Below are 17,460 nucleotides of genomic sequence, written 5' to 3'. Positions count from 1 at the left end.
GTTTTTAAATTGAATTACAAAACGAACTAATGATTCAACGATACCTATTATTGCTGTTTATCCTTTTTTTGATACCAGAAATCAACGCTCAAGAGCCAAGACCTTCAGTTAGAACTTCGAAGCAGCGTACGGCATCAAAACAAGTTTCCACTTTTACTATCGAGGCTCCACAGCTTCAATCGACAAAGAAAATTTGGGTGTATTTACCCCAAAATTATGCCACATCCAAAAGAAAATTATCCGTAATTTACATCCATGATGCTCAAAATTTATTTGACGCTACAACTTCTTATTCAGGTGAATGGAATATAGACGAAAAATTGGATAGCCTAAAAGCACCCGTTATTGTTATAGGAGTTGAACATGGAAATGAAAAACGCATTGATGAACTGACGCCTTTTAAAAACGAGAAATATGGAGGAGGAAAAGCAGACCGTTATTTAGAATTTATCGTAAAAACCTTAAAACCGCACATCGATAAAACGTTCAGAACCAAAACCGACAAGAAAAACACTATCATCATGGGAAGTTCCCTTGGCGGTCTTACTTCGTATTACGCTGTTTTAAAATACCCAGAGATATTTGGAAAAGCGGGAGTATTTTCCCCTTCCTTTTGGTTTACCAAAGATATTTATGATCTGACTGAAAAGTCTAAAAAAATAAAGTCTAAAATCTATTTTCTATGTGGAGACAATGAAAGTGAAGATATGGTGACCGATTTGAATAAAATGGAATATTTACTGAATTCCAATAGATGTTCCTGCCTTAATTTGAATGAAAAGAAAATTGTAAAAGGCGGACAACACAATGAAAAATTATGGCGTGATGGTTTTGTAAAAGCTGTTTTATGGCTTGGTTACTAAATTATTCTGCTGCAAGTAAACACAACAAACATTAAAATCACATTCCTTATGGAACTAATCTTAAGAGCATACAACCTTAAACTGAAACATACATTCACGATTTCGAGAGAATCTATAGACTTTCAGCCTTCTTTGATTGTGGAATTACAAAGTGATGGTTATTCAGGTTTTGGCGAGGCAACTTCTAATCCGTACTACAAGACAACTGTTCCGGTGATGATGCAGGACTTGGAAAAAATTCGATCTGTAATTGAAACTACAACAAATGAAACCCCTGAAGAATTTTGGGCTGCGATTCATCCGTATTTAAAAAACAATATGTTTGCCTTATGCGCTTTGGATATGGCCTTTACGGATTTGTATGCTCGTAAAAAAGAAAAAAAACTGTACCAATTGTGGAATTACACTACCGATAAAAATCCATTGACAGATTACACAATAGGAATTGCATCGATAGAAAAAATGGTGGCTAAAATGAAAGAATTACCTTGGCCAATTTATAAAATAAAATTAGGTACAAAGGAAGATATTGCCATTGTTACTGAACTTAGGAAACATACTGACGCTGTTTTTAGAATTGATGCCAACTGCGGCTGGGGTGTAGCAGAAACCATAAACAATGCCGTTGAACTAAAAAAATTAGGTGTCGAGTTTTTGGAACAACCCATGAAGGCAAACAATTGGGAAGAACACAAGGAAGTTTTCAAACATTCTGTTTTACCAATTATAGCCGACGAAAGTTGTATTATAGAAGAAGATGTAGCCAAATGTCACAATCATTTTCATGGGATAAATGTCAAATTAGTAAAATGTGGCGGACTAACTCCCGGAAGACGAATGATTCAGGAAGCCAAGAAATTAGGGTTAAAAACCATGGTGGGCTGCATGACCGAATCAACAGTTGGAATATCCGCAATTGCGCATTTATTACCGCAACTGGATTATGTAGATATGGATGGCGCACTATTATTATCCGAGGATATTGCCACAGGTATTACCATTGATTTCGGCAAAATAAGCTATTCTGACTTGAACGGAACCGGTGTAACTTTAATGTAGTTTTAAATGAAAGTCAATCAATTTCCAGATCGAATAATTGAAGTAGAAAATGAAGAATATCTTTATTTTGGCGGAACAGCTTATTTGGGTTTGCCTACACATTCCGAATTTCAAAACTTAATTATCAAAAATATTTTGCAATGGGGAACGGCGTACGGAAGTTCCAGAAGTGCCAATATTCAACTGACTGCCTACGAAAACGGAGAACGCTTTATAGCCCATTTTATCAAAGCAGATGCTGCACTTACTCTTTCATCCGGTATGCTGGCAGGGAAAATAGTTATTGAAATACTCGAGTCGCAAACCAATTGTTTTTTTCATTTTCCAGGCACACACGCCGCCATCAAAGCTCCTAACAGCTTACCTGTTTTTACTGAAAATGAATTAAATCCTCGTTTACTAGATACCGCAACTGAAAAAATTACGATTCTAACGGATTCTGTTCCATCCTTTCAGATAAGACCAATCGATCTTTCGATTTTAAATTCGATTCCGTCCAATAAAGAAATCACTTTGGTTATTGACGAATCGCATTCGCTTGGAATTTTGGGAACAAATGGTTGCGGAATTTATTCGACCATAAATCTTCCTAACATCAAAAGAAAAATCATGGTGGCCTCTTTAGGGAAAGCCTTTGGATTGACAGGAGGCGTAATTGCCAGTGATTCTGAATTTATTAATCAGATAAAAACTTGTGATACTTATATTTCCAGTGCTGGAATGAATGCCGCATTTGTACAAACCATGGCTGATGCAGCAGCAATTTATTTGCAACAGCATCAAAAACTAAAAGAAAATATTCAGTATATAGATGCTCATTTAATTAAAAACAAAGCCATTCATTTTGACCCCAAGTATCCGCTTATTTATCCGAAAATCATTGGACTTACTGAAATTTTGACTGCAAATAAGATCATAGTGACCAATTTTAAATACTTGACAGATACTCAGAATTTAAATAGAATTGTAATTACTGCCAATCATAGGAAAGAAGATTTAGATACTCTAATTCAGATTTTGAATTGCAACCAATTCTAAATCTAAAATTGTGTTGCAATTGCTTTTAAACCGTACCTTTGTAAAAAATTAGAATATGATGACAAACAACGATATCTTTAAAAAACTTCGCGTCGCTTTAATGCTGCGTGACGATCAAATAGTTGAAATATTGGAATTGGTAGATTTTAGAATCACTAAATCCGAATTGGGTGCATTTTTCCGCGATGAAAAACATGAAAATTACATAGAATGTGGTGATCAGGTGTTGCGTAATTTTCTAAATGCATTGGTTATTCACTTGCGTGGAACCAAAGAAAATCCAAAAAACCCAAATGATGTTTTAGCCAAGCACAAAGCTCAAATTCCTGCAAAAGAAGGAGCTAAAGATAGACCCGAGTTTAAGGCAAAACCAAGAGACGAAGAAAAATCAAGAGGCGACGAAGCACCATCAAAATCAAGACCTGCTACAAAAAATACTTCTAAAAAACAGTATCCAAAAGGAAATTCAAAAGTCCAAATAGTGGAGAAAGTGAAATTTAATTTCGGAAAAAATAAAAAATCATAAGTAGTAAAGATTTATATCCTCTACTATATTAAATTATAAAATCCTGAACGAGAATTCAGGATTTTTTGTATATTTAGTTCATCTTAATGAATTTACGTCATCAAAATGAAACAGCTCCTAACCTTTTCTATATTATTTATTACAACATTATTTTTTGGACAAAACACTAAAAATTCAGATGCAGCTATGTTTTTTGATTCAATTTTAATGCCTGTAAATATGATGGAATATTTTGACCCAAATGAAATTGAATCTGTGAATGTAATCAAAAAAGACACTACAATAAATGCTGTTTTGTATCATGGCCAACTTTATATTGCTTCTAAAAACCCTAAGAAATATGATTTTATAGGTTTAGACCAAATTAAATCTGAATTCACAAAAATCAAAAGTAATGATGTCATTTATATGGTAAACGGAACATTAATAAAAGACAATACTGATACTTTCAAAGTAGACCGAAACTATATTTTGGAGGTTGAAGTCACCAATACAGAAGTACATTACAATCTAAGAAAAAGTGACACCAAATTTGACATTATAAACATTTTGGGAAAAACCAAAGAAAATTTAGATAATAAAAATAATATTTTAATAAGAGGTCAAGAGGTAATTGGTGTTAAATAGATTTTAAAAAAAACATTAAATGACTGTGCTTTGTGAATACCAATATATTTAATTTTATTTAAAAGATGTAGTTTGGCAACTACAGGACATACCTAATTTAATATTTTTTAAACCATTTTTAAGAACTACAGCTTAACATAGAACACCCCACTTTATCTCTGGCCCAATCGGGTCTTTTGGCAAACCACTTTTGAAAATTTGGTTGTTCATCATACGGCTTTTTAAGCATTTCGAATAATTCGTTTAGCAACGAATAATCTCCTTTATCCGCGTCATCAATACACAATTGTGCCATATAATTCCGCAATACATATTTTGGGTTCACGGCATTCATTTGATTTTTTCTTTCTGTATCCAAAAGTATTTCTTCATTGATTCGAATGCTGTATTTCTCCAACCAATCGTACCAATCTTTCAAGACCGTTTCATTTAAATCCTTTTCATTGTAAAAAGCGTCTTTTATTGAACCGAAAGCGGTTATTACAGGATCAGCTTTGGTCACATCACTCAGATTTCTAAAGAAAATAGTCATATCTGTTTCTACCCGTTCCAGCAATTGGGTCAAACTCTGAATCAAAACAATATCGGATTCCTTTTTAATTTGGAAACCGAGTTTATTTCGCATCATATCCAAATACTCCTTTTCGTATTCCGTACTAAAAGCGTCCAAAATAGTTTCAAGTGGTTTGGCCTCATGAATTAAAGGATACAACGCATTCGCCAATTGATACAAATTCCAGAGTGCAATTTCAGATTGATTGCCAAAACGGTATCTTTTATGTTGACTGTCCGTTGTATTAGGTGTCCAGCCGGAATTATAATCTTCCAACCAACCGTAAGGCCCATAATCAATCGTGATCCCGTGAATAGACATATTATCAGTATTCATAACGCCATGAACGAAACCAACGCGTTGCCAGTGTAGAATCATTTTAAGTGTAGTTCGGGTTACTTCCTGAAAAAAGGCGAGATATTTTTCGATACCTTCCCCTTGAATGTGAGGAAAATGATGTTTGATCGTAAAATCAGCCAGTAATTTGAGATTAACATAATCTTCTCGAGAAGCAAACATTTCGAAACTACCAAAACGGATAAATGACGGAGCCACTCTGCAAACGATAGCGCCTTTTTCATAGGCAGGATTTCCATTATACATTACATCGCGCAATACCTGATCGCCTGAAAGCATAAGCGATAGCGAACGTGTTGTGGGAACACCTAAATAATGCATGGCTTCAGCGCATAAATGTTCCCGTATGGAAGAACGCAATACCGCAAAACCATCTGCAGTTCTGGAATATGGAGTTGGACCTGCTCCTTTTAGTTGTAAAGTATATATCTTATTTTCATGAATAACTTCGGTGAGATTGATGGCGCGACCATCTCCCAATTGTCCGGCCCAATTCCCAAATTGATGTCCGGCATAACACAAGGCAAAAGGATTTGTTTCCGGATAAACGGTGCTTCCTGAAAAAATGTGCAAAAAATCAGCTGAAAGTAGGTCTTCATCAGAAATGCCAATGGCATGAGCCACTTCATTAGAAGCATGAATTAGTGATGGGTTGGATGGTTTTTTGGGCAACACATACGAATATGCCGATTGCTGAACCTGTCTTGGTGTATTGATTTCAATGGGGTCAGCCGGTAATTCAGAAGTGAAATTATTTTTTATGTGGAGTTTCATAATACTAAAAAACATTAAAAACAAAGATAATTGTTATAAGCCAGAAAACTTTGCACTTTCGATTATTATTATGATTTGTTCGGTCAAAATAATTAAAAATTAATCCAAAAAAAATCCTGTTTGCCGCAGCAAACAGGATTTTTCAATATATAACAATTTTCTAATTAAGAAAGTGCAGCTTTTACTTGATCTGCAGCTTCTTGAAATTCAACAGCAGATAAAATTGGCATTCCTGAATTATCAATTAATTCTTTTGCAATAGCTGCATTGGTACCTTGTAAACGAACAATGATAGGCACTTTAATGGCATCTCCCATATTTTTGTATGCATCAACAACTCCTTGCGCCACACGGTCACAACGAACGATTCCACCAAAAATATTAATCAAAATAGCTTTTACATTTGGATCTTTTAAGATAATACGGAAAGCAGTTTCAACACGTTTTGCATCAGCAGTTCCACCTACGTCAAGGAAATTAGCAGGTTCAAAACCAGCATATTTAATTAAATCCATAGTTGCCATCGCTAAACCAGCTCCGTTCACCATACATCCTACTGTACCGTCAAGATCTACATAGTTCAAACCTACTTCTTTTGCTTCCACTTCGATTGGGTTTTCCTCACGAACGTCACGCATATCAGCATATTTCTTTTGTCTGTATAAAGCATTATCATCGATATTTACTTTAGCATCTACAGCCATAATTTTATTGTCAGATGTTTTCAAAACCGGATTGATTTCAAACATCGACGCATCAGAACCTATGTACGCATTGTACAAAGAATCGATGAATTTAACCATTTCTTTGAAAGCATTTCCAGAAAGACCTAAGTTAAAAGCAATTCTTCTGGCTTGAAAACCTTGCAGTCCAACAGAAGGATCCACTTCTTCGGTAAAAATTAAATGTGGGGTGTGCTCCGCAACTTCTTCAATATCCATTCCACCTTCAGTAGAATACATAATCATGTTACGACCTGTAGCTCTATTCAATAAAACAGAAACATAAAACTCAGAAGTTTCACTTTCACCAGGATAATAAACATCTTCAGCGATTAAAACTTTATGTACTTTCTTACCTTCCGCAGAAGTTTGAGGTGTAATCAATTGCATCCCGATGATTTGTTCTGCAATTTCTTCTACTTGTTGTAAGTTTTTTGCTAGTTTAACTCCACCACCTTTTCCGCGTCCACCTGCATGAACTTGGGCTTTTACAACATACCAACTTGTACCAGTTTCGGTAGTTAATTGTTTAGCAGCAGCAACCGCTTCTACTGGACTATTAGCAACGATTCCGCGTTGAATGCGAACCCCGTAACTAGCTAAAATCTCTTTTCCTTGATATTCGTGTATGTTCATAATATAGAATTTGTCTGGATTCTGAATTTATTCCAGAATAAAAGTGCCACAAAAATAGCAAAATTAAACGTAACTGTTATTTTTTTTTTGATTTAAATGGTGTCTAAATTTCAATAGTCCAAACAAAACTACAACTCCTTTCAAAATAAAAAAATATAAAGATTAACTCCAAATTTGTTATAAATTCAAAAGCAAAATGATCAGTAAAATATTTCTTTCAAAACTATCAATTCATCGGCTTCTATTTGGTTTTCTCGTTGTAGAAAAATCAAATCGAATGCGTTAAAATCCTATTATTATGTTTTATTTAACCTTTTTCTACTATAACTGTAAAAACAAGCCGTTTTTAACTTTTACACCTATTATATGTTACTAAATCTTTAATTTTGTATAAAAAATATTAAGCATGAAAGTTAAAGAACAAGGCCTTTATTTGCCCGAATTTGAACACGACAATTGCGGAGCAGGATTCATTTGTAATCTAAATGGAATCAAATCAAATGATATTATACACAAAGCATTGGATATTCTAATCAAATTAGAACATCGGGGTGCGGTGAGTTCAGATGGCAGAACGGGAGATGGAGCGGGAATATTATTTGATATCCCTCATGATTTTTTTAAGAAAGTTTGTGATTTTGAAATCCCCGAGACAAAACAATATGCCGTAGGAATGGTCTTTATGCCCAAAAGTAAAAACCAAGTTGTTTTTTGTAAAACGACTTTCGAAACTTCGATACGCGATCAAAATTTAGAAATATTAGGATGGAGAAACGTACCGGTTGATGCCACTAATTTAGGACGAATTGCCGGTGAGAAAGAACCAACCGTGAAACAAGTGTTTGTGGGTAAAAAAGGCTTAGACCTAACGGAACAACAATTTAATGCTAAATTATTTGCAGCGAGAAAAATTGCAGAACATGCGATCCAAAATTCAAGGATTTCAGAAAGCCACATGTTCTATTTTTCCAGTTGTTCCACCACCACAATCATCTATAAAGGATTATTGATGCCGGAAGACATCAGTAGGTATTATACGGATTTATTAGATGACGATTTGGTAACCCGATTAGCTTTGGTTCATCAACGTTTTTCCACCAACACATTCCCATCTTGGGAATTAGCGCAACCGTTCCGTTACATGTGCCACAATGGTGAGATCAATACACTACGTGGAAATATTAGTCGCATGCGTGCTCGTGAGGAATTGATGAAAAGTGATGTTTTTGGTGACGATATCAAAAAATTATTTCCAATCATTTTAGAAGGAAAATCAGATTCTGCTTCAATGGATATGGTAATTGAACTGTTATTGATGACAGGCCGCTCCTTGCCGGAAGCTATGATGATGGTTGTCCCTGAAGCGTGGGAAAAACACCAGACGATGTCCGCCGATAAAAAAGCTTTTTACGAATACAATGCTTGCATCATGGAACCTTGGGATGGCCCAGCCTCTATTCCTTTTACTGATGGTAATGTTATTGGTGCTTTGTTAGATAGAAATGGATTGCGTCCTTCTCGTTATACATTGACTAAAAGTGGTTTCGTAATTATGTCTTCAGAAATTGGTGTTCTTGATATTAAACCCGAAGATGTAGTGCAACATGGTCGTTTAGAACCCGGAAAAATGTTTCTCGTGGACATGAATGAAGGCCGGATTATAGAAGATGACGAGATCAAAAATGCAATTGTCACAAAACGTCCTTATCAGCAATGGCTGGATGAAAATTTAGTACAATTATCTCAAATACCGTATACTCATAATCAAATTCCTGTAGAAAATATTGATTTTGAGACCAGACAAAGACTCTTTGGATATACACTGGAAGACTTAAAGACCATCATAAATCCTATGGGAATCCAAGGGGCAGAGGCATTAAGTTCTATGGGAAATGATACTCCGTTAGCGGTTTTGTCAGATCAGCCACAGCTTTTGTACAACTATTTCAAACAGTTATTTGCTCAGGTTACCAATCCTCCATTAGATGGGATTCGCGAAGAAATCATTACTGATATTAGCCTGGCTATTGGGGGAGATTATAACATATTTGATATTGTTCCAAAACATTGTAAGAAACTAAAAATTCAAAATCCAGTAATCTCAAATGAGGATTTGGATAAAGTAAAAAATATTGATCATGCTGATTTCAAATCAGTAACAATTACAACTTTATACGACATCGAAAAAGGAGTAAATGGTTTAGAACGCGCTTTAGAAAGAGCAGTTCAAGCTACTTTCAAAGCCGTTTCTGAAGGGTGTAATATTGTAATCATTTCGGATAGAGGAGTAAGCGAAAAAATGGCTCCAATCCCAATGCTATTGGCTTGTTCCTATATTCATCATTCGATGAACATCCTGAAATCTCGTTCTAAGTTTGGAATCATCATTGAATCTGCAGAACCACGAGAGCCGCATCATTTTGCCTTATTATTTGGTTATGGTGCCAGTGCAATCAATCCTTATATGGTGAATGAAATTATTCACAACCAGGTAAATGAAGGTTTTATTACTGGTATTAAAGCAGATTATGCCATTAAAAACTATAATAAAGCGATTGCAAAAGGGATCCTGAAAATCATGAATAAAATTGGTATCTCTACGCTACATTCGTACAGAGCAGCACAGATATTTGAAATTTTGGGATTAAATAAAACATTCACTTCTAAATATTTTCCCTACACTCCTTCCAGAATTGAAGGAATTGGTCTAATGGAAATCGAAAAAGAAATCAAAAAAAGATACCAGAAAGCTTTTCCAAATTCGAAAGTGAGTAATTTACTGCCTCTGGAAATTGGCGGAATTTACAGATGGAGAAGATCAGGAGAAAAACACATGTTTAATCCAACAACGATTTCTAAATTACAACAAGCGGTACGTTTAAATAGTCCTGAAAGTTATAAGGAATACTCTGACATGGTTAATGACCAAAGTGAAAATCTAATGACAATTAGAGGTTTGTTTGAGTTCAATAATCTGGATCCTATTTCAATTGATGAAGTCGAACCTTGGACCGAAATTGTAAAAAAATTCAAAACTGGAGCCATGTCCTATGGTTCAATCAGTCAGGAAGCCCATGAAAATCTAGCAATTGCTATGAATAGAATTGGTGGAAAAAGCAACTCTGGAGAAGGTGGAGAAGATCCAAAACGATTCCAAAAAGACTTAAATGGAGATTCTAGAAATAGTGCTATCAAGCAAGTTGCCTCCGGAAGATTTGGAGTGTCTATCAACTATTTGACGAATGCCAAAGAGATTCAAATAAAAATGGCTCAAGGGGCAAAGCCCGGAGAGGGTGGTCAATTACCCGGCGAAAAAGTAGTGCCTTGGATTGCCGAAGTACGAAATTCTACGCCTTATGTTGGATTAATTTCACCGCCGCCACACCACGATATTTATTCTATTGAAGATTTATCCCAATTAATTTTTGATCTAAAAAATGCCAATCGTGAAGCCAGAATTAATGTAAAATTAGTTTCAGAAGTGGGCGTTGGAACGATCGCTGCCGGTGTTGCCAAAGCAAAAGCCGATGTGATTTTGATTTCAGGATACGATGGAGGAACTGGAGCTGCACCATTAACTTCACTACAACACACCGGTATTCCATGGGAACTTGGCCTTGCCGAAGCGCAACAGACCTTAATCTTGAATGATTTAAGAAGCCGTGTCGTATTAGAATGTGACGGACAATTGAAAACAGGACGTGATGTAGCTATTGCAGCTTTACTTGGAGCTGAAGAATTTGGATTTGCGACTGCTCCTTTAGTCGCATCCGGCTGTATTATGATGAGAGCCTGTCACTTGAACACCTGCCCCGTAGGTATTGCGACACAAGATCCAGAACTGAGAAAAAATTTCAAAGGAACACCGGAACATATTATTAACTTTATGTATTTTATTGCTGAGGAGTTAAGAGAAATCATGGCGCAACTTGGATACAGAACCTTAAAGGAAATGGTGGGTCAATCTCAAAAATTAAATGTCAATAAAGCCATCAAGCATTATAAAGCCAGCGGATTAGATTTATCGGCTATTTTGTACAAACCTGAAAAAGCAAAAGAGGTTCCAAACCACAATACTACAACACAAGATCACGCACTAGAACACGTGCTTGACTTTGACATCATAAAAGCCGCTATTCCATCCATTTACAGGAAAGAGAAAACGAGAGTTACATTTGATATTAAAAATACAGATCGTTCCGTTGGCGCTATATTGAGTAATGAAATTTCAAAAATATATGGTGCACAAGGATTACCAGATGATACCATATTGGTAGATTTCACAGGTTCAGCAGGTCAAAGTTTTGGTGCTTTTGCAACTAATGGCTTGTCCTTTAAAATACATGGAAACTGTAATGATTATTTAGGAAAAGGACTTTCTGGTGCAAAACTAATTATCAAAGTCCCACCCGCTGCCACATTCAAGCCAGAGGAGAATATTATCATTGGTAACGTGGCGCTCTATGGAGCAATCACCGGCGAAGCCTATATCAACGGAATGGCTGGAGAACGTTTTTGCGTGAGAAATTCTGGAGCAACAGCTGTTGTGGAAGGAATTGGAGATCATGGTTGTGAATACATGACTGGAGGAACTGTAATCGTATTAGGAAAAACAGGACGAAATTTTGCAGCTGGAATGAGCGGTGGTATTGCGTATGTTTTTGATCCAAATAAAAAATTCGATGCTACCTTATGCAATATGGAAATGGTCGCATTTGAAACATTGGTTGCAGAAGATTTTACCAAATTAAAACATTTGATAAAAAATCATTCTATGTACACCAATAGTCCTTTAGCAAAAAGAATCCTTGAAGATTGGGAAAACCAACGCAACCATTTTGTCAAAGTGATGCCTACTGATTACAAAAAAGCATTAGAAAGATTAGCCGAAGAAAAACAAATTGAAGAACTACTAGCACTATAGTTATGGGAAAGATAGGAGGATTTAAAGAATATACTAGAACGGATGAAAGCACTATACTAGTTAAAGAGCGTGTATCAAATTACAATGAGTTTACAATTCAGTTAGAAAAAGATAAAATTAAAGAACAAGGATCCAGGTGTATGGATTGTGGGATTCCATTTTGTCACAGCGCCTGTCCGTTGGGAAATTTAATTCCTGATTTTAACGATATGGTGCATCAGGAAGAATGGGAAAGTGCCTTGAAAATATTACAATCAACCAATAATTTTCCTGAATTTACGGGTCGTTTATGCCCCGCTCCATGTGAAAAGTCATGTGTTTTAGGAATTATAAGTGAGCCAGTAGCAATTGAAAATATTGAAAAAAATATTATCGAAAGAGGTTTTGCTGAAGGTTGGATCAAACCACAACCTCCAGAAGTTAGAACAGGAAAAACAGTCGCCGTTATTGGCTCCGGTCCTGCTGGATTAGCAGCAGCACAACAGTTAAATCGTGCAGGACACACCGTTACCGTTTTTGAAAGAGACAACGCCATTGGTGGATTACTACGTTACGGAATTCCAAATTTCAAATTAGAAAAAGGAATTATCGATAGACGTGTTACTGTTTTAGAAGCTGAAGGAATCACTTTTAAAACGAATATAAATGTTGGCGTAAACTATAGTGTTGAAGAATTGAACGCTTTTGATTCAATCGTATTATGCGGTGGCGCCACAGAAAGAAGAAGTTTGCCTACCAAAGGAATAGAAAGTCAAGGAGTGGTGCAGGCAATGACTTTCTTGACACAACAAACTAAATCACTATATGGTGAAGTAATTCCAGGTCAAATAATGGCTACCGGTAAGGATGTGATCGTTATAGGTGGCGGAGATACTGGTTCTGATTGTGTGGGAACATCAAACAGACACGGAGCTAAATCAGTGACTAATTTTGAGATTTTACCTAAACCACCCGTTGGAAGAAGTGAAACTACCCCTTGGCCGTTTTGGCCGTTGCAATTAAAAACGTCCTCTTCACATGAAGAAGGGTGTAATAGAAACTGGTTGATCAATACCAAAGAATTCATTTCTAATGAAAGCGGCCAACTTGTAGGTTTAAAAACCGTTGAAGTGGCTTGGAAAATGACACCGGGACAAAGACCTGAATTGATAGAAAAAGAAGGTTCAGAAAAAATTTGGCCATGTGATTTAGCTTTATTGGCACTGGGATTTACGGGTCCTGAAAAAACATTAAGTGATCAATTAGGATTAGAAACTGATATGAGAAGCAATTATAAAGCAACAAATTATCAAACGAATGTTCCTCATATATTTACTGCAGGTGACATGCGAAGAGGACAATCTTTAATTGTATGGGCAATATCTGAAGGTCGTGAGGCAGCCAGAGAAGTTGATAAATACTTGATGGGGTATACCAATTTACCTACCAAAGGAAATGGTGATTTACCCAACTTATAATTCTTGCTACCATTTTGTAACCCTTGACAGAAAAATTTGTCAAGGGTTATTTTTTTTTAAATCAACAATAGATGTTCAAATTATAACTTTTTGTTAGAATTTGTTAGAATTCAGTTATTAGCTTGTAGGACTAAATAAAGAGTAATAAATTTGCTGAAAATTAATAACCATGCAATCAAAAGACTTACTACAATTAGCAGAACAATTTGGCAGTCCAATATACGTTTATGATGCCGAAAAAATACAATCTCAATACAATAGATTAACTAAAGCTTTTTCTAAAGTAGATACGTTACGCATCAATTATGCCATGAAAGCATTGTCAAATGTTGCAATACTCCAATTATTAAAGGATATGGGAGCTGGTCTAGATACCGTTTCTATTCAAGAGGTGCTATTAGGCCTTCATGCCGGTTATGCACCCGAAAAAATATTTTATACTCCAAACGGAGTTTCTCTCGAAGAAATTGAAGAAGTAAACGCGATGGGAGTTCAAATAAATATTGATAATTTATCAATATTAGAACAATTTGGGACTAAACATCCTAACGTACCTGTTTGCATTCGAATCAATCCACACGTAATGGCTGGTGGAAATACGAATATTTCTGTAGGACATATCGATAGTAAATTTGGAATCTCGATTCATCAATTGCCACACCTTGTTCGTATTGTAGAAAACACCAAAATGAATATTGTAGGCATTCACATGCACACTGGTTCTGATATTTTAGACATCGAAGTCTTTTTATATGCTGCCGAAATATTATTTGATGCGGCTAAAAACTTCAAAAATCTTGAATTCCTAGACTTTGGAAGTGGATTTAAAGTGCCATATAAAAAAGACGATATCGAAACGGACATCGAAGAATTAGGCAAAAAACTATCCAAAAGATTCAATGCGTTTTGTACTGAATATGGAAAAGAATTAACCTTGATATTTGAGCCCGGCAAATTTTTAGTTAGCGAGGCTGGCTTCTTTTTAGCTAAAGTTAATGTAGTAAAACAAACCACTTCGACTGTTTTTGCTGGAATAGACAGTGGTTTTAATCACCTTATCAGACCAATGTTGTACGGATCGCAACATCATATCGAAAACATCTCTAACCCCAAAGGAAAAGAACGTTTTTACTCCGTAGTAGGATACATTTGTGAAACGGATACTTTTGCAAACAACAGAAGGATTTCAGAAATCAAAGAAGGGGATATTTTATGTTTTAGAAACGCCGGAGCCTACTGCTTCTCAATGGCATCAAATTACAACTCCAGATACAAGCCTGCAGAGGTTTTATGGCTAAATGGAGAAGGCCATTTAATCCGTGCCCGCGAGAGTTTTGAAGATTTACTTAAAAACCAGATTCCGTTACCCATAGCAGCGACAGTCTAAAATAGGAATCCCATTTGTCCATGCAAATGGGATTTTTTTATTATTAAACCCATAGCCATTTGAAACCTGTTTCATTCCAAAAAAATAATCAATCCTTAACATACTGCGTGAAGCAGTTTCTTTACATTTGGAATTCTTACAAAAAAAAGAAACAATGAATAGACGGAAATTTTTCAAGAATGGCTCTTTATTTGCAATTGGCGCAACTGTACTAAATCCTTTTGAAGGCAATGCACAAAATAAATTTTAGCCTAAACAAGACTCTGAAAATCCTGTAAAATAAAAAACGCCCGTCTTTATCGTAAAGACGGGCGTTTTATTATTAAACTCGACTTAGGTTTATTTATCGTCATCTAAAAGTGTGTCTAACACTTCAGACTCCGTACCATTTGGAAAAGGAATTTTTAGCATTTGTGAAAGTGTAGGAGCAATTTGCGTAATATACTTTTTAGCATGCAACTCCCCTTTAGGAACTTTCCAACCATAAAAAAGCAACGGTACATGAGTATCATAGCTATTAAGTGTTCCGTGCGTAGTTCCGGTAGCTTGATACTGCATATAACCCGCCTTATCTAACACCACAATTTCACCATTTTGTCTCGGATCATATCCCTTAGAAATAAAACTCAAAAAATAATCATCTCCGGAAGAAGCTAAAATTTCTTCCTCAGTATACACTCTTTTAACTTGCTCCTGTGTCATCAAAAACGTCTTAAAACTTTGTTTTACAACATTCATATCCAATCCTTTATTCTTAATAATTTCTGTATTAAAAAACAGATTAAAATTAGAATAATCCAAAACTAAATCAGCACCGAAACTTTCGTTAGAAAACTTTTTCAATGCTGCAACAATATCTTTAGAAGGTATATTTTTTACATTGTATTTATTATCTTTTAAATAATTTGGATTTTCGGCGCCTGCATGATCAGCAGTCAAAAAAAGCAAATAATTGTCTTTTCCAACCGTTTTATCTAAGTAGGTTAAAAACTGAGCAATAGTCTCATCTAAACGTAAATAAGTATCTTGCAACTCCATAGAACGAGGCCCAAAAGTGTGACCAACATAATCAGTAGAAGAGAAACTAACAGTCAAAAAATCTGTTATATCATCTTTTCCGAGGGATTCGTTTTCTATAGCTTTCATCGCCAAGTCAGCTAAAATATCATTGCCAAAAGGAGTAGAACGTAAAATATCAGCCCCTTTTTCTTTATAAATTTCTTTCAAATCATAAGGAAAAACAGGTCTTTTAGTTTTATCCAATTTTCCTTCATATGGATTATCATCTGCAAGACTTTCATTATAAGTAGCAACCGGCTTAAATAAATCCCAGCCTCTATTGATATAATTCATATATCGTTTTTCTTCATTGAATTCTGTAACCCAATCCGGTAATGCTAAACCATAAAAAGTACTTGAAATAAAGGCTCCTGTTTTACTGTACCAAAAAGCCCAATTGGCAAAGTGACCTGCTGGTAAAATGGCACCACGATCTTTGATACTCAACCCGATTACTTTGCCTTCAAAATTTGTTGCCATTCTTAATTCATCAGTGATGGTGGTGCTTAAAAGGTTTTTTGGAGACATAGCCCCCTCATTTTCTAAACCATCCCCAACTGTTTTCACAGAGGCATCGTCAGTGCAATACAAATCCTTTCCTGTCGCTTTATTAAACCAATCATTCCCTACAATGCCATGAGTAGATGGTGTAGCTCCAGTAAAAATACTGGCATGACCAGGGGCAGTATAGGTGGGTACAAAATTATAATGCATGTTATGAAAAGTGTACCCCTTATCCATTAATCTTTTAAATCCATTTGATGAAAAATCATCCGAAAAACGATATAAATATTCCATTTTCATTTGATCCACAACGATACCAACTACTAATTTGGGTCTTTGTTGCGCTTGCAAATTTGACATAAGAATAAAGACACAAAACAAAAATATTTTTTTCATAATAAAAATTTTAATGTTACAAAAGTACATTTTTGATTTCGAAAAAACTTGACTATGGAAAATCTACAGATAAATTTAACGGTAACATAACCATTACAATCCTAGTAGCATGAAAACAAATCAATAAAATTCTCAAACTATTAAAAAACTAATTTAATTAAAAAACTCTCGTTAAAAAAACTGCACCATAATAATAGAAATGGACATTAACAAAGAAAGGCGACGAACCGAGCCCGCATGGCGAACACGTGGTATCTATAAACAAAAGAACCCCAGTCTTTTCAGACTGGGGTTCAAATAAAGAAAGGCGACGACATACTCTCCCACATAACTGCAGTACCATCTGCGCAGGCGGGCTTAACTACTCTGTTCGGGATGGGAAGAGGTGAGCCCCGCCGCAATAACCACCTTAAGGTTGTTAGTCTAAAGTCTGAAGTCTTAAAGTCTAAAGTTTCCTTTGGACTTGTGACTTTCGTCTTTGGACTGTCCGCGCGGCGGACAAATATCTTAACATACTGAGATAAAGAAAATAAAAAGTATTAGAAAGTTTCTTCCTGCCGATTGCTCGGCAGGAAAAG

The 17,460-nt window shown here is 35.6% G+C and carries 11 protein-coding genes and 1 rRNA gene; 8 read left to right on the top strand and 4 right to left on the bottom strand.

Going from position 1 to position 17,460, the window contains the following annotated elements; translation table 11 throughout:
- The first annotated feature begins 29 nt into the window (after nucleotides 1-29).
- The 5 genes from EKL96_RS07190 (at nucleotide 30) to EKL96_RS07170 (ending at nucleotide 4,113) form a co-directional block, all read left to right on the top strand.
- A complete protein-coding gene (locus tag EKL96_RS07190) occupies nucleotides 30-863 on the top strand; it encodes an alpha/beta hydrolase (RefSeq protein WP_126460187.1) in 834 nt (277 codons plus the stop codon).
- Between the two features lie 48 nt (nucleotides 864-911).
- Nucleotides 912-1,922: a dipeptide epimerase gene (locus tag EKL96_RS07185; RefSeq protein ID WP_126460184.1), complete on the top strand. Its 1,011-nt coding sequence runs from the start codon at nucleotides 912-914 to the stop codon at nucleotides 1,920-1,922.
- A gap of 6 nt (nucleotides 1,923-1,928) precedes the next feature.
- Complete coding sequence (locus EKL96_RS07180) at nucleotides 1,929-2,960, top strand: aminotransferase class I/II-fold pyridoxal phosphate-dependent enzyme (RefSeq protein WP_126460182.1); 1,032 nt, start codon at nucleotides 1,929-1,931, stop codon at nucleotides 2,958-2,960.
- A 58-nt stretch (nucleotides 2,961-3,018) separates the two neighbouring features.
- Nucleotides 3,019-3,486 carry a DUF1456 family protein gene (locus EKL96_RS07175; protein ID WP_126454659.1) on the top strand — a complete coding sequence of 156 codons (468 nt, stop codon included), beginning with the start codon at nucleotides 3,019-3,021 and terminating at the stop codon, nucleotides 3,484-3,486.
- A 105-nt stretch (nucleotides 3,487-3,591) separates the two neighbouring features.
- Nucleotides 3,592-4,113: a hypothetical protein gene (locus tag EKL96_RS07170; RefSeq protein WP_126460178.1), complete on the top strand. Its 522-nt coding sequence runs from the start codon at nucleotides 3,592-3,594 to the stop codon at nucleotides 4,111-4,113.
- A 118-nt stretch (nucleotides 4,114-4,231) separates the two neighbouring features.
- Here EKL96_RS07170 and EKL96_RS07165 read toward each other — a convergent pair whose 3' ends face one another.
- Together EKL96_RS07165 and sucC are read right to left on the bottom strand one after the other, a co-directional pair.
- Nucleotides 4,232-5,800 (bottom strand): protein adenylyltransferase SelO, encoded by a 1,569-nt coding sequence (locus tag EKL96_RS07165; protein WP_199739577.1) that lies wholly within the window; start codon nucleotides 5,798-5,800, stop codon nucleotides 4,232-4,234.
- Nucleotides 5,801-5,961: 161 nt separating this feature from the next.
- Nucleotides 5,962-7,155: an ADP-forming succinate--CoA ligase subunit beta gene (gene sucC, locus EKL96_RS07160; protein WP_126460171.1), complete on the bottom strand. Its 1,194-nt coding sequence runs from the start codon at nucleotides 7,153-7,155 to the stop codon at nucleotides 5,962-5,964.
- A 406-nt stretch (nucleotides 7,156-7,561) separates the two neighbouring features.
- Between sucC and gltB the strand changes: the two genes are divergently transcribed.
- The 3 genes from gltB (at nucleotide 7,562) to lysA (ending at nucleotide 14,923) form a co-directional block, all read left to right on the top strand.
- On the top strand, nucleotides 7,562-12,079 hold the full coding sequence (gene gltB, locus EKL96_RS07155; RefSeq protein WP_126460168.1) for a glutamate synthase large subunit: 4,518 nt from the start codon (nucleotides 7,562-7,564) through the stop codon (nucleotides 12,077-12,079).
- A gap of 2 nt (nucleotides 12,080-12,081) precedes the next feature.
- Nucleotides 12,082-13,536: a glutamate synthase subunit beta gene (locus tag EKL96_RS07150; RefSeq protein WP_126460164.1), complete on the top strand. Its 1,455-nt coding sequence runs from the start codon at nucleotides 12,082-12,084 to the stop codon at nucleotides 13,534-13,536.
- A 169-nt stretch (nucleotides 13,537-13,705) separates the two neighbouring features.
- Nucleotides 13,706-14,923 (top strand): diaminopimelate decarboxylase, encoded by a 1,218-nt coding sequence (gene lysA / locus EKL96_RS07145; protein WP_126460160.1) that lies wholly within the window; start codon nucleotides 13,706-13,708, stop codon nucleotides 14,921-14,923.
- A 339-nt stretch (nucleotides 14,924-15,262) separates the two neighbouring features.
- Here the strand turns inward: lysA and pafA are convergent, their stop codons facing one another.
- Both pafA and rrf read right to left on the bottom strand, forming a co-directional pair.
- A complete protein-coding gene (gene pafA, locus EKL96_RS07140) occupies nucleotides 15,263-16,882 on the bottom strand; it encodes an alkaline phosphatase PafA (protein WP_126460157.1) in 1,620 nt (539 codons plus the stop codon).
- Nucleotides 16,883-17,184: 302 nt separating this feature from the next.
- Nucleotides 17,185-17,294 (bottom strand): 5S ribosomal RNA (rrf, locus tag EKL96_RS07135).
- Between the last annotated feature and the right edge of the window lie 166 nt (nucleotides 17,295-17,460).

It is taken from the genome of Flavobacterium sp. LS1R10 (assembly GCF_003968825.1).
Classification (GTDB): domain Bacteria; phylum Bacteroidota; class Bacteroidia; order Flavobacteriales; family Flavobacteriaceae; genus Flavobacterium.
Note: the sequence above shows the minus strand (reverse complement) of the source record. Positions and strands in the feature narration are given on the sequence as shown.